This is a genomic window from Microbacterium sp. Soil_N32 (assembly GCF_057655505.1).
Genome location: NZ_JBDGME010000010.1, coordinates 13,577 through 27,038, shown reverse-complemented (window position 1 = coordinate 27,038; position 13,462 = coordinate 13,577). Strand labels below are relative to the sequence as shown.

Annotated in this window: 11 protein-coding genes; 6 read left to right on the top strand and 5 right to left on the bottom strand. The window is 71.4% G+C overall.

What is annotated here, in order from left to right; genetic code table 11:
• Nucleotides 1–95: 95 nt before the first annotated feature.
• The 4 genes from AC3A3J_RS01925 to AC3A3J_RS01910 all read left to right on the top strand — a co-directional run bounded on the left by AC3A3J_RS01925 (nt 96) and on the right by AC3A3J_RS01910 (nt 5,960).
• On the top strand, nt 96–2,654 hold the full coding sequence (locus tag AC3A3J_RS01925) for an excinuclease ABC subunit UvrA (RefSeq protein ID WP_487670670.1): 2,559 nt from the start codon (nt 96–98) through the stop codon (nt 2,652–2,654).
• Nucleotides 2,655–2,740: 86 nt separating this feature from the next.
• Nucleotides 2,741–3,286 carry an ECF transporter S component gene (locus AC3A3J_RS01920; protein ID WP_487670669.1) on the top strand — a complete coding sequence of 182 codons (546 nt, stop codon included), beginning with the start codon at nt 2,741–2,743 and terminating at the stop codon, nt 3,284–3,286.
• Nucleotides 3,287–3,441: 155 nt separating this feature from the next.
• Nucleotides 3,442–5,145 carry an ABC transporter ATP-binding protein gene (locus tag AC3A3J_RS01915; protein WP_487670668.1) on the top strand — a complete coding sequence of 568 codons (1,704 nt, stop codon included), beginning with the start codon at nt 3,442–3,444 and terminating at the stop codon, nt 5,143–5,145.
• Nucleotides 5,142–5,960: an energy-coupling factor transporter transmembrane component T gene (locus AC3A3J_RS01910; RefSeq protein ID WP_487670667.1), complete on the top strand. Its 819-nt coding sequence runs from the start codon at nt 5,142–5,144 to the stop codon at nt 5,958–5,960. Before AC3A3J_RS01915 ends, AC3A3J_RS01910 begins: the two co-directional genes overlap by 4 nt.
• A 12-nt stretch (nt 5,961–5,972) precedes the next feature.
• Here AC3A3J_RS01910 and AC3A3J_RS01905 read toward each other — a convergent pair whose 3' ends face one another.
• The 4 genes from AC3A3J_RS01905 to AC3A3J_RS01890 form a co-directional block, all read right to left on the bottom strand.
• Nucleotides 5,973–6,344, bottom strand: coding sequence for a type II toxin-antitoxin system PemK/MazF family toxin (locus tag AC3A3J_RS01905; protein ID WP_487670666.1), 372 nt, complete (start codon nt 6,342–6,344; stop codon nt 5,973–5,975).
• Nucleotides 6,341–6,562, bottom strand: coding sequence for an antitoxin (locus AC3A3J_RS01900; RefSeq protein ID WP_487670665.1), 222 nt, complete (start codon nt 6,560–6,562; stop codon nt 6,341–6,343). Before AC3A3J_RS01900 ends, AC3A3J_RS01905 begins: the two co-directional genes overlap by 4 nt.
• A gap of 53 nt (nt 6,563–6,615) precedes the next feature.
• Nucleotides 6,616–7,779, bottom strand: a complete 1,164-nt coding sequence (locus AC3A3J_RS01895; protein WP_487670664.1) for an acyl-CoA dehydrogenase family protein — start codon at nt 7,777–7,779, stop codon at nt 6,616–6,618.
• A gap of 139 nt (nt 7,780–7,918) precedes the next feature.
• Nucleotides 7,919–8,848 carry a M15 family metallopeptidase gene (locus tag AC3A3J_RS01890; RefSeq protein ID WP_487670663.1) on the bottom strand — a complete coding sequence of 310 codons (930 nt, stop codon included), beginning with the start codon at nt 8,846–8,848 and terminating at the stop codon, nt 7,919–7,921.
• A 119-nt stretch (nt 8,849–8,967) separates the two neighbouring features.
• On the opposite strand from AC3A3J_RS01890, the gene AC3A3J_RS01885 reads away from it, so the two are divergent.
• A complete protein-coding gene (locus tag AC3A3J_RS01885; protein ID WP_487670662.1) occupies nt 8,968–10,140 on the top strand; it encodes an Rv2578c family radical SAM protein in 1,173 nt (390 codons plus the stop codon).
• Nucleotides 10,141–10,372: 232 nt separating this feature from the next.
• Entirely contained in the window at nt 10,373–10,912 is a 540-nt protein-coding gene (locus tag AC3A3J_RS01880; protein WP_487670661.1) for a YaeQ family protein, read from the top strand.
• A 261-nt stretch (nt 10,913–11,173) separates the two neighbouring features.
• Here the strand turns inward: AC3A3J_RS01880 and AC3A3J_RS01875 are convergent, their stop codons facing one another.
• Nucleotides 11,174–13,381 (bottom strand): DEAD/DEAH box helicase, encoded by a 2,208-nt coding sequence (locus AC3A3J_RS01875; RefSeq protein WP_487670660.1) that lies wholly within the window; start codon nt 13,379–13,381, stop codon nt 11,174–11,176.
• Nucleotides 13,382–13,462: the final 81 nt, after the last annotated feature.

Sequence of the window (13,462 nt, the reverse complement as noted above, 5' to 3'; positions counted from 1 at the left end):
CGAGCGGCGTCGCCCCTGCGACGAGCGGATGCCGCGGCGTCCGCTCCTGGACGCCGCCCAGGAGAGCGTCGGAGGGCGCGGATACACTCGGCCCGATGGCCTCCTCCTCCCCCTCAGACGCCCCCGACTCCTTCGTCCGCGTGCGGGGAGCGAACGAGAACAACCTCCGCTCCGTCGATGTCGACATGCCGCGCGATCGCATCGTGGCCTTCACCGGCGTCTCGGGATCGGGCAAGTCGTCGCTGGCGTTCGGCACGATCTTCACCGAGGCGCAGCGCCGTTATCTCGAGTCGGTCGCCCCGTACGCGCGGCGTCTCATCCAGCAGGGGCACGATCCGCACGTCGACTCGATCTCGGGGCTGCCGCCGGCGGTCGCCCTGCAGCAGCGGCGCGGAGCACCCAGTTCGCGATCGAGCGTGGGTACGGTGACGACGCTCTCGAACTCGCTGCGCATGCTCTTCTCGCGCGCGGGCACCTTCCCCGAGGGGTTCACCACCCGCCTCGACTCGGATGCCTTCTCGCCGAACACCGTCGCCGGCGCCTGCCCCGAGTGCCACGGCATCGGCGTGGCACACACCGTCACCGAGGACTCGCTCGTACCCGATCCCGCGCTCAGCATCCGCGAGGGCGCGATCGCGGCTTGGCCCGGCGCCTGGCAGGCCAAGAACCTGCGCGACATCACGATCGCGCTCGGCTACGACATCGATCGGCCGTGGCGCGATCTGCCAGCCGCCGACCGCGAATGGCTCCTTTTCACCGACGAGCAGCCCGTGGTGCAGATCACGCCGCAGCGCGACCGCGCGGCGAAGCCCTACAACGGCACGTTCTGGAGCGCGAAGAAGTACGTCTTCCACACGCTGGCCGACTCGAAGAGCCAGATGATGCGCAGCAAGGTGCTGCAGTTCGTGAGATCCGGGCCCTGCCCGCTGTGCGGCGGCACCGGACTCCGCCGCGAGGCCCTCGCCGTCACGTTCGCCGGGCGCTCGATCGCCGAGCTCAATGCGCTCCCGCTGACCGAGCTGGCCGAGGTCATCCGCCCGACCACACGACTCACCGAGGTCTCCCCCGCGCTGCCCACCACGCTCTCGGGCGAACGCACCGACGTGGCCGTCGCGCTGACCACCGATCTGCTCGCCCGCATCGAGGTGCTCACCGATCTGGGGCTGGGCTATCTCGGCCTCGGCCGCGCGACGACGACGCTGTCGCCGGGCGAGATGCAGCGCCTGCGGCTCGCGACCCAGCTGCGATCCGGTCTCTTCGGCGTGGTCTACGTGCTCGACGAGCCCTCTGCGGGGCTGCATCCCGCCGACGCCGAGCAGCTGCTCGACGTGCTGCAGCAGCTCAAGGACTCGGGCAACTCGGTGTTCGTGGTCGAGCACAACATGGACGTCGTGCGCCGCGCCGACTGGATCGTCGACGTCGGGCCCGGGGCCGGCGAGGGCGGGGGCCACGTGCTGTACAGCGGCGAGGTCGCGGGTCTGGCCGCGGTCGAGGCATCCGTCACACGGCCGTTCCTGTTCGACGACGGCGGTCGGGCGTCTGCCGCGCGTCGCGAGCGGCGCGAGGCCACGTCGTGGCTCACGGTCGAGGGCGTCACCCTGCACAACCTCGTCGATCTCGACGCCTCCGTGCCGCTGGGCGCGCTCGTGGCCGTGACGGGCGTGTCCGGATCGGGCAAGTCGACGCTCGTGAGCCGCGTGCTGCGCGACGTCGTGCGCACGCACCTGCGCTCCGACGACACCCTCGACGAGGTCGACGAGGCGTCGGAGGTCGAGGGGGACGGCGACGATCGGATGCTCGCCGAGGCGACCGTGCCGGATGCGGGGGCCGACGTGCTGACGGTGCGGCGCGTGCGGGGTCTCGAGCACGTCGACCGTCTCGTGCGGGTCGACCAGAAGCCGATCGGTCGCACGCCGCGCTCGAATCTCGCCACCTACACCGGGCTGTTCGACGCCGTGCGCGCCGCGTTCGCCCGCACCGATCTCGCCCGCGAGCGCGGCTACGGTGCCGGTCGCTTCTCGTTCAACGTCGCCGGCGGCCGCTGCGAGACCTGCCTGGGCGAGGGGTTCGTGTCGGTCGAACTGCTCTTCCTGCCCGGCAGCTACGGCCGCTGCCCCACGTGCGACGGCGCGCGCTACAACGCCGAGACGCTCGATGTCACCTACGAGGGGCGCACGATCGCCGACGTGCTCTCGCTCACCGTCGAGCACGCGGTCGACGCTCTCGCGTCGATCCCGGCCGTGGCTCGGAGCCTGCGCACCCTCGTCGACGTCGGGCTGGGGTACCTGCGGCTCGGCCAGCCGGCCACCGAGCTCTCCGGCGGCGAAGCGCAGCGCATCAAGCTGGCGACCGAGCTGCAGCGGGTGCGGCGCGGGCACACCCTCTACCTTCTCGACGAGCCGACCACCGGCCTGCACCCCGCCGACGTGCAGCGCCTGCTCGCGCAGCTGCACGCCCTGGTCGATGCCGGCGACACGGTGGTCGTCGTCGAGCACGAGATGGACGTCGTGGCGGCATCCGACTGGGTCATCGATCTCGGGCCGTCGGGCGGAGACGCGGGCGGCCGGGTGGTCGCCGCCGGCACGCCGGAGCAGGTCGCGCGCGAGGCCGGCAGTCGCACGGCGCCCTATCTCGCGGCGCGCCTCGGGGAGTGATCGCGGTCTGCGCACCCGCCTCGCCGCCGCGCTTTTGCACGGCGGCCCCGCGACCGCGCTGCGGGGCGCGCAACTAGGCTGGAGCCGTGGCCCGACCCCCTGCCCTCCCCACGCGCGTGCTGCTCGTCTGCGCCGCGATCGGTGTCGCCACGGGCCTGGTCGGAGGGGTCGCGGGGTGGATCACGCCGCTCGTGCTGGCGAGTCCGCTGCTGTTCCTCTACGGTCTCGTGCTGGGTTCGCACGTGCTGCCGGGCATCGTCGCGCAGGAGGTGCTGCGCCGCCCTCTGGTCGCCCTCATCACGCACGTCATCGCTGCGCTCGTCGCGACGGCGTTCAACCCGGCCTGGGCGCTGCGGTTCCTCGGCACCGCGCTGCTGTTCGGCGCCATCCAGGAGGGCGTGGCGGCGCTCACCCGCTACCGGTCGTGGGGCGCCTGGCGGTTCTTCGTCTCGGCGGCGCTGATCGGCGTCGTCGTCGCCGTCGCCGTGTTCTTCGCCGCGCACCTGGGCACGCTGCCGCTGTGGGCGCAGATCGCGTACCTCGCGGTCTCGGTGCTGGGCCCGATCGTCTGGACCGCGGTCGGCCTCGCCGTCGGCACGGCGCTCATCCGCGCCGGCGTCGCGCGACGCTGACCCCGCGCCCGGTGGCGTGACGGGTCGAGACGCGCTGTGTCCGCCCGTGGCCACGCGGCCGCCTCCGACCCCTTGCACGCGCGGGACGGGGGCGGGGACGCAGGTAAGGCTGGGCTAAATTGAAGGGGTCCGTTCCGTCGATCCGGGGTTCCGCCGTGCGCCCATCCGCGCCTCTCCTCCGCGTGCGTGAGGTCTCGCTCACCCACGCCGGTGCGGCGCACCCCTCACCGGGCGACGTGACCTTCGACATCCACCCCGGCGAGGTCGTGCTGCTGCTCGGCCCGTCGGGCTCGGGCAAGTCGACGCTCACCCTCGCCCTGAACGGCCTCATCCCCCATGCCCTGCCCGCCACCATGACCGGCTCGATCGAGGCGGGCGGCATCGACACGGCCGCATCGTCGACACCCGACCTGAGCACGCGGGTCGCGATGGTCTTCCAGGATCCGGATGCGCAGATCGTCACGGGCACGGTGTTCGACGAGGTGGCCTTCGGCCCCGAGAATCTGCGCCTGCCGGTGGGCGAGGTGGCCGCCCGGGCGGAGCACGCCCTGCGCCGTGTCGGCCTCTGGGATCGCCGCGACGAGAACCCCGACACGCTCTCCGGGGGCGGTCGTCAGCGTCTGGCGATCGCCTGCGCCCTCGCCCTGGGGTCGCCGCTCATCGTGCTCGACGAACCGACGGCGAACCTCGACCCGCAGGGGATCGACGACGTCTACGCCGCGCTCGGCGAGGTCGTGGCCGCCGGGGACCGCGCGGTGCTTCTCGTCGAGCACAACCTCGACGCCGCGATGGGGTTCGTCACCCGCACGATCGTGCTCGACCGCGCGGGGCGCGTCGCCTTCGACGGTCCCGCGCGCGACATCCTGCGCGATCACACCGACGAGCTGCTCGAGATGGGGGTGTGGCTGCCCGCGGCGACGCTCGCCGCACTGCGGCTGCGAGACGAGGGAATCCGCTTCGACCCGCTGCCGCTCACGCCCGACGACCTCGCCGCGCAGCTGCCGACGGCCCCCGCCGTCGACGCGGTCGCGGCCGCACGAGCGACGCCGCGCGGCATGTCGGCCCCGCACATCGAACCCGCCGCCGCAGCGGGCGCCGGTCCGCTCATCCGCGCGCGCGATCTCACCGTGCGGCGGGGGCGCACCGAGATCCTGCATGCGGTCGACCTCGACGTCGACGCGGGCACCCTCACCGCGATCGTCGGCACGAACGGTGCGGGCAAGACGACCCTGATCCACGCGCTCGCGGGCGTCGTACCGCCGCCCCGCGGGCGGGTGTCGATCGACGGACTCGACCCGGCGCGCGCCTCACCGCGCGACCTCTCCGCCCGCATCGGCTTCGTCTTCCAGAACCCCGAGCACCAGTTCATCGCGCACACGGTCTTCGACGAGCTCGCCCACGGTCTGCGGCTGCGGCGCACCCCCGAGCCCGAGGTCCACGAACGTGTCGGCGGGATGCTCGAACGATTCGGTCTCGCGCACAAGGCCGAGGTGCATCCGTTCCTCCTGTCGGGCGGAGAGAAGCGCCGGCTCTCGGTGGGTACGGCGCTCATCTCGCGGCCCGCCGTGCTCGCCCTCGACGAGCCGACCTTCGGACAGGACCGCGCCCGCGCCGCCGAGCTGCTCGCATTGCTGCAGGATCTCCGCGCCGAGGGCACGACGATCGTCATCGTCACGCACGATCTGCAGCTCGTCGCCGAGCAGACCACCCACACCGTGGTGCTCGCCGGCGGCAGGGTGCACGCCGCCGGTCTTACCGGCGGCCTCTTCCGCGACGACGGCGTGTTCGCCTCGGCCGGGTTGCGCCTTCCCCCGGTGCAGCGGGTGCTGGCGCGTCACGGGCGGAGGGCCGGGGCATGAGCGCCGCCAGGGTCGACCCCTACGCGCGGGTGACGGCGGATGCTGCACACCAGTTCCTCTACGCCCTCAACCCGCTCGCGAAGGTCGCGGCGTTCGTACCCGCCATGGTGCTGCTCGTGTTCGTGCGCGACCTGGTGACGCCCGCCGCCTTCCTCGTTCTCGCCGTCGTGCTGCTCCTCGTCGGCGCGCGGATCACCTGGCGCCTCGTGCTGCTCCTGGTCGCGTTGCCCCTCGGCATGGCCGTGATCGGGGTGAGCTTCGCGCTGTGGGTCGACACCGCGCAGGTCGACGGCACCGCACCCGTGCTGAGCATCGGCGGCTGGACGCTCTACAGCGGCGCGCTGATGCTCGGCGTCGCGACCGCGCTCCGACTCGGCGCCATCGTGGCTCTCGCCCTCGTCGGCGGGCTGACCACCAGTGGCCCCGACCTCGTGCGCGCGAGCATCCAGCAACTGCGTGTGCCGTACCGCATCGGTTACACGGCCCTCGCCGCGTTCCGCTTCGTGCCGCGCTTCGGGTACGAGTTGTCGGTCATCCGCGCCGCGCACCGGGTGCGTGGCCACCACGGCGGCCGTGGACCGTTCTCCCGCATCGCCCGCGGCTGGGGCTACATCGTGCCCCTGCTCGCCGGCGCCATCCGGCATGCCGAGCGCGTGGCTCTGGCAATGGATTCCCGCGCCTTCGGCGCCCACCCCACCCGCACCGAGCGGCACCTCGTGCCGTTCCGTCGGCGTGACGTGGTCTTCCTCGTGCTCATGCTCGGCGCGACCGCGGCGATCTTCGTGATCGCGTCGCCGTGGCATCCGTCCGCCTGACGGCGGAACCGGTCAGAGCGCGAGATGCAGGCGCAACGACTCGTCGAGTGCGCCCATCAGCTCGGACGGCACCCATCCGACCGGTCGCACGATCCGCGCGACCGCGATCGTGCGAACCTGCTCGGCCTGCGCTTTCGAGTCCACGCCGATCCCGGTGACCGCCGCGGGCAGCAGCACCTGGAACGGCAGCACGCGCGCGACGTTCGAGGTGACCGGCACGACCGTCACCGTCGCTCGGTCGTGGCGCAGAGCGACGGTGTTGGCGGTGTTGTTGCTGACGATGACCGCTGGCCGCGTCTTCGCCGCCTCGGCCCCCACCGCCGGATCGAGGGAGACCAACACGATCTGGCCGCGCCGGAGCAGCGGAACGGATGCTCCGCTCACGCTGTCGCGAGCCCGTCGCCGGTCGCCGCATCCCACTCGTGGTCGTAGCCGTCGGCGAAGGCCTCGGCGTAGGCGTCGGCGAGACGGCTCTCGCGCAGGAGCGCCACGGCATTCTGAACCGCCGCGGATCGCGTGGGATACCGCTTCGTCGCCACCTCGCCGTCGAGGAAAGCGAGGTCGCTCGCACTCAGGCTGAGACTCACCTTGCCGTTGGTCATGACGCGATGCTACCCGGGTAGCAAGACTGCTGCCACCCGGGTAGCAACGCTCGTCAGCGCTTGCCGGCGATCTGGCGGCCGACGATCTCCCGCATGATCTCGTTCGTGCCGCCGTAGATACGGTGCACGCGCGCGTCGAGGAAGGCCCGCGCGATCGGGTACTCGGTGATGTACCCGTACCCGCCGTGCAGCTGCACGCCGGCGTCGAGCACCTCCCACTCGCGCTCGGTCGCCCAGAACTTGACCTTCGCGGCCTCCTCGGCCGACAGCTTGCCCTGCGAGTAGGCGAGCAGCGCACGGTCGATGTACGCCCACAGCGCGTCGACGGTGGTCGCCATGTCGGCGATGGTGAAGCGGCTGTTCTGGAAGTCGATGATGCGTTCGCCGAAGGCCTCGCGATCCTTCGTGTACGCGATGGTCCAGTCGAGCGCGGCCTGCGCGGCGGCAGCACCCGCGACGCCGATCGAGAGGCGCTCAAGCGGCAGGTTCATCATCAGCTGCACGAACCCCTTACCCTCGACCCCGCCGATGAGGTTCTCGTCGGGCACGAACACGTCGCTGAACGACAGCTCCGCGGTGTCGTGGCCCTGGAAGCCCATCTTGTGCAGCTTCTTGCCGTGATCGAAGCCCTCCATGCCGTTCTCGAGGAGCACGAGGCTGAAGGCATCCGGTCGGTTGCCCTCGCCGGTCTTGACGAACGTCACGACCAGGTCGGCCGTCGCGCCCGACGAGATGAACGTCTTCGCGCCGTTGACGATGTAGCCGCCGTCGACCTTGCGAGCGGTCGCCTTGATGCCGCGCAGGTCGCTCCCGGCGCCCGGCTCGGTCATCGCGAGCGCACCGATGACTTCGCCGGTGGCCATCCGCGGGAGCCACTTCTGCTTCTGCTCCGGCGTGCCCATGTGCACGAGGTACGGCACCGCGAGGTCGTCCTGGATGCCGAAGGCGCCGGCGAGCGAACCCGCTCCGGCGGCGATGATCTCCTCGTTCACGATGGCGCGGAAGCGGTAGTCCTGCAGCATCCCCGCGCCACCGAACTCCTCGGGCACCGAGAGCCCGATGATCCCGGCCTCGCCGGCGGCGAGCATGGTCGCGCGATCGACCTCCCCCGCGGCGTCCCACCGCTCGATGGCCTCGTGGCTCACGTGGCGCTTCGCGAAGTCCCTGACCAGCTCGCGGAAGGCCTCGTGATCCTCGTCGTAGATGTCGCGTTCCATCGCGTCCTCCTGATTCTCGGCGTCGTTGCTCCTCGGGATTCTATGCGCGAGGGCGCCGTCGAGACAGTCGATTGTGGGAATGCATCCCAGGGTCGGTGACACTGGGTACCGCACTTGTGGGATGCCGCAACCGGACGGCTCAGGGGGCGTAATCGGGTGCCGGCGGGAGCCCGAAGAACTCCTCGAGCGTGTGATACCCGCCCTGGTGGTACGCCGCCGCGAGGTCGACGCCGACGTACCGCAGGTGCCACGGCTCGGGGGCATAGCCGGTGATCGGCGACCCGCCGTCTTCGTAGCGCACGATGAATCCGTACTGCCACGCGTTCGCCGCCACCCAGTCGCTCTGCGGCGTGCCGCCGAAGCCGTCCAGCCCGCCGCACGCCGATCCGCAGGCGACCACATCGACGGCGAGACCGGTCTGATGCTCGGAGTGCCCGGGACGCGCCGAGCCCGCATCAGCCTCGGCCTGCCCCTGGTCATGCACGTGCGAGGCATAGGTGGTGACCTGCAGGCCGTACGACCGGTACCCGTTGTTCGCGCCGATCCTGCCGACCTGGTCGTCGGCCGCGTCAGCCATCTGGCCGACCGCCGCCGCGACGTCCGAGCGCACCTGGCCCGAGGGCGTGGTCGTCTGCAGGGGCACCTCGACGAGTCCGCTCGGGGCGAAGTCGGCCGGATCGAGCGGACGGAGCTTGTTCACCACGACCCACAGCCGGGAGGGATCGCTGAGCGAGATGCACGGGGCATTGCCGGCGACGACGGCCGAGCGGAACGCGGCGCCCCCGCCGAATCCCGCGATCACGGAGGCGTCGTCGCCGGCGGCCAGAGCATCCTGCACGGCCTTCTCTGCGCACGGGTCGACAGCCGCCGTCTGACCGACGTCCACCGTCGGCACCTGCATCACGGCCACCGGTTCGGGCAGCGGCGACGACTCGACCGGGCCCGTCACGGACGCGGAGCCCAAAGACAGCAGAACGCCCACGGCGGTCACCGCGACGCCGATCGGAAGGGCGGGACCGTGGATCGGGGAGCGCGGTGCCGCATGCTGAGCGTGCGGCGTTTCGGGCATGTCCTCCATTGTGCCCCGGGCGTGGGTCACCCGCTGAGAACTGTCCACAGGTCGGGCGGTTCTCGTAGATTTCTTCGACATCGGCTTGCGGTTAAACCGTTCCTATGTTCGAATGAAGCATGCGTTGGCAGGGTCAGAAGCTCGAAGACACGGATGCCGCGGCTCTGCCCGGACTCGAGAACCGGTCGAGCGTTCTGCGATCGGTCACGACGCCGGAGTTCGCCGGGATGACGTTCCACGAGGTGCTGTCGAAGTCGGCTCTCAATCATGTGCCGGGGGCGTCGCGGATGCCTTTCGCGTGGACGATCAACCCGTACCGCGGCTGTTCGCACGCCTGCGTGTACTGCTTCGCGCGCGGCACGCACGAGTATCTGGACCTCGACGGAGGGTCGGATTTCGACTCGCAGATCGTGGTCAAGGTGAACGTCGTCGAGGTGCTCGAACGCGAATTGCGCCGCGGCAACTGGCAGCACGAGACGGTCGCGCTGGGCACGAACACCGACCCGTATCAGCGGGCCGAGGGGCGGTACACGCTCATGCCCGGCATCATCGAGGCGCTCGCGGCATCCGGCACGCCGATCTCGATCCTCACCAAGGGCACACTGATCCGGCGCGACATCCCCCTGCTCGTCGAGGCGGCGAAACGTGTACCGGTCGACGTGCAGATGTCGATCGCGATGTACGACGACGACCTGCAGAAGGCGATCGAGCCGGGCACCCCGACCACGCAGGCGCGGCTCGACACGGTGAAGGCGCTGTCGGACGCCGGATTCCCGGTCACCGTGTTCCTGATGCCGATCCTCCCCCACATGACCGACTCGGTCGAGGCGATCGACCATGCACTCGCGCGCATCAAGGCGGCCGGAGCACGCTCCGTCATCTACGGCGCCCTCCATCTGCGCCCGGGGGTGAAGCCGTGGTTCTTCCAGTGGCTCGGCGAGCACCGGCCCGACCTGGTGTCGTCGTACCGGGGGCTTTACCCAGGTGCCTCGGTGGAGGCCCCGAAGCCCTACCGGCAATGGCTGGCGCGACGGGCGAAGCCGCTGATCCGACTGCACGGGCTCGACGGTCGGCATGAAGACGACTACCCCCGCCGCGGATCGCGCGCCGGGGAAGGACACGTGCAGTCCATCTGGCGGCAGAACGACGATCAGGGCGGAGCGCGGGAGTCGGGTACCGTCACCGGTCCCGGGCCCGTGCGCACCACGCGGCGCCTGACCCCGGGACGAGCCGCGACGGTGTCGTTCCTGCCGGCCCGGTCGGCCCCGCCCGCGCAACCGCGCCTGTTCTGAGCCCGGCATCGGGCATAGCGGCGACGAGCGGCCGCGCCCCGCGGCGGACAGCGTGCGCCAGCCGGCTCGACGGCGGACGGGGCATGCGCAGGCCGGCTCGACGGCGGAGGGGGCCTGCGCAGGCCGGCTCGACGGCGGGGGGGGCATGCGCAGGCCGGCTCGACGGCGGCCAGCGTGTCCGCGCCACCCGGCGGCGGGGGGCGCCGCATCACGCCGCGTAGGCTCGAGGATTATGGCGATCGGCTCCACCATCCACACGTTCGACGTGCAGCTCGCAGACACCGACCGCAGCGTGTACGACGACTACGCGCTCCGCGTCGCGCGGCATCCGTCCGAGACCGATGCCTACATGCTCACGCGGGTGCTCGCCTACGGTCTCGAGTACGTCGAGGGCATCGCGTTCAGCGAAGGCATCTCGAAGACCGATGAGCCGGCCGTGCTCGTGCGCGACCTCACGGGCGCGATCACGGCCTGGATCGAGGTCGGAGCGCCCGACGCGGAGCGCCTGCACTACGGCAGTCGTCTGGCCGAGCGATGCGTCGTGTACACGCACCGCGACCCCGAGAAGGTCATGCTGCCGTGGGCCGGCAAGCGCATCCATCGTGCCGAGCACCTGCGCGTGTTCAGCTTCGACCCCGGTTTCGTCGACCAGGTCGTTCCGCATCTCGAGCGTCGCAACACCCTGACGATCACCGTCACCGAGCAGGTGCTCTACCTCGACCTCAACGGCACCAGTCTCACGAGCTCGATCCACGAGCACACGATCGCCTGATCGCCCCCGCACCCGCCCGCACCTGCCCGCACCCGCCCGCACGACTTCGGAGATCGGGCGCGCCCGCACCCGCACAACTTCGGAGATCGGGCGCGACACACCGCGCCGACCGCCCTGCACTCCGGCGCGTGCCCTCAGAACGCCGAAGTTGTGCCGGCGGGCACGGGCGGACGGGGTCGAGAAAGGCCGGGTCGGAGGCATCCGACCCGGCCTTTCTGATCCCTCACCGCCGCAGCGCGGGGTGCGCGCGAGCGGTCAGTCTCAGCTCGTGAGGTCGGCAGCGGTCGGCACGCGACCGGCGATCTCCTCGATCAGGTCGTCGTCGAGACGCGCGTTCTCGAACGGCGCCTCGATCTCGGCACGGTCGAGCAGTTCGGTCATACGACGCTGACGCTGACGCGTGATGAGCGTGACGACGCGGCCGGAGCGGCCGGCGCGACCGGTACGACCCGATCGGTGCAGGTACGTCTTGTACTCGTCGGGAGCATCCGCCTGCACCACGAGGTCGATGTCGTCGACGTGGATGCCGCGGGCGGCGACGTCCGTCGCAACCAGCACGTTGACCCGACCAGAGGTGAGCCGCTCCAGGTTGCGCGTGCGCTTGGCCTGGTTGAGGTCGCCGTGCAGCGACACCGCGGGGATGCCGGCGTCGTCGAACTGCTCCGCCAGCATCTCGGCGTACGCGCGGGTGCGGGCGAAGACGAGCGTCTTGCCCTCGCGGTCGACGAGCGACGTCAGGATCTCGGCCTTGTCGCGGTGCTCGATGACGAGCACGCGGTGCTCGATCGTGCTCGACTCCTGGTCTTCGCCGGCCACCTCGTAGACGGCCGGGTCGACGAGGAACTCGTCGACGAGGGCCGCGACCTCGCGGTCGAGCGTCGCCGAGAACAGCAGCTTCTGGCTGCCCTCCGCGGTGTGACGCAGGATGCGCTGCACGGGCTCGACGAATCCGAGCTCGCACATGTGGTCGGCCTCGTCGAGCACGGCGATACGGCAGTCCGAGAGGTCGAGCTTGCCCTGGTCGACCAGGTCCTCGACGCGGCCCGGGGTGCCGATGACGATGTCGACGCCCTTCTTGAGAGCTCCGACCTGACGGCCCTGGGGCACACCGCCGTAGATCTGGGTGGTGAAGAGACCGACGCTGCGGGCGATCGGCTGGATGGTGCGATCGATCTGCAGCGCGAGCTCGCGGGTCGGAGCGAGGATGATCGCGCGCGGCGACCGGCCGAATTCGCGGCGCTTGCCGGCCTGCGACTGCAGCACGCGCTCGACGAGCGGCGCACCGAAGGCGATGGTCTTTCCCGAGCCGGTGCGCCCGCGGGCGAGCACGTCGCGTCCCTCGAGCACGGCGGGGATGCTCGCCGCCTGAATCGGGAACGGCGTCGCGGCACCCATGTTCGCCAGAGTCTCGACGATGTTCGATCCGAGACCGAGGTCGGCGAAGGTCACGCCGTCGACCTCGACCGCGGCGACCGACTTCGCCTCGAGGCGCTCGTGCACGACGTCGTCGGTCGGCTCGAAGGCGGCCTTCGGCTGGGCGTTCCAGTCGCTGCGGTTCGGGCGCTCGTCGCGGCGCGGCTGATCGGTGCGACGAGGACGCTCCATCCGATACGCCCCGCCCGTCGAGGGGCGGCTGCGCTCACCCGGCGCGTCGTACGAGCGCTGCTCGCGGTCGCGACCGAAGGCGCGGCGCGCACGGTCGGCGTCGTAGGAGCGCTCGGGGCGGTCGGTGCGGTCGCTCGAGCGGCCGCGGTCTGCGCCGCGGTCGTCACGACGGGGACGGTCGTCACGCTCGAACCGGGGACGCTCGCCGCCACGGTCGTCACGACGGGGACGGTCGTCACGCTCGAAACGGGGACGCTCGCCGCCGCGCTCATCGCGACGCGGACGGTCGTCACGCTCGAAACGAGGACGCTCGCCACCGCGCTCGAACCGTGGGCGGTCGCCGCGCTCGTCACGACGCGAACGGTCATCACGGTCGAAACGCGGACGCTCGCCACCACGCTCGAAACGCGGACGCTCCGCACCCCGGTCGTCACGACGCGGGCGGTCGTCGAACCGGCGGCCGCCGGCGGGCCGCTCGGAGAACCGACCGCGGTCGGGGCCGCCCTCGAAACGCGGACGCTCGTCGCGGTGGTGCGGCGCCTCTCGGCGACCGGACTCGGCGCGGTTGCGGATGCCGCGGGCCTCGTCACGGCCGGCGCGCTGCTGCGCGCCCCACCGCTGCTTCGGAGCGCCGGACTCGGCCTCTTCGGGGCGGTAGCCGCGGTGGTTCGGGCTGCGGCTGCCCGGGCGGCGGTCGTAGCCGCCGGTCGAGGAACGGCGGTCGGCAGCATCCGACCGCCCGCCGCGCTCGTCGCGCGGACCGGCGCCGTGGTGCCGGTCATGGAAGGAGGTCTTCTTGGCGCCGAAGCGCGGCTCGAAGTTGCGGGCGGCGCGGCCGCCCTGGGGCTTCTTGTTCTTGGGCATGGTGTGTCTTTCGTTCTCGCACGAGAACAGCACGGCGCATGCGAGAGCACCCGGGAAGACGGGTGCCGGACGCTCGAGGGC

What these genes read in the sequence shown, in the direction of transcription:
- AC3A3J_RS01925 (WP_487670670.1), top strand. Translation starts at nt 96, where the DNA reads ATGGCCTCCTCCTCCCCCTCAGACGCCCCCGACTCCTTCGTCCGCGTG.
- AC3A3J_RS01910 (WP_487670667.1), top strand. Translation starts at nt 5,142, where the DNA reads ATGAGCGCCGCCAGGGTCGACCCCTACGCGCGGGTGACGGCGGATGCT.
- AC3A3J_RS01900 (WP_487670665.1), bottom strand. Translation starts at nt 6,562, where the DNA reads ATGACCAACGGCAAGGTGAGTCTCAGCCTGAGTGCGAGCGACCTCGCT.
- AC3A3J_RS01895 (WP_487670664.1), bottom strand. Translation starts at nt 7,779, where the DNA reads ATGGAACGCGACATCTACGACGAGGATCACGAGGCCTTCCGCGAGCTG.
- AC3A3J_RS01890 (WP_487670663.1), bottom strand. Translation starts at nt 8,848, where the DNA reads ATGCCCGAAACGCCGCACGCTCAGCATGCGGCACCGCGCTCCCCGATC.
- AC3A3J_RS01885 (WP_487670662.1), top strand. Translation starts at nt 8,968, where the DNA reads ATGCGTTGGCAGGGTCAGAAGCTCGAAGACACGGATGCCGCGGCTCTG.
- AC3A3J_RS01880 (WP_487670661.1), top strand. Translation starts at nt 10,373, where the DNA reads ATGGCGATCGGCTCCACCATCCACACGTTCGACGTGCAGCTCGCAGAC.
- AC3A3J_RS01875 (WP_487670660.1), bottom strand. Translation starts at nt 13,381, where the DNA reads ATGCCCAAGAACAAGAAGCCCCAGGGCGGCCGCGCCGCCCGCAACTTC.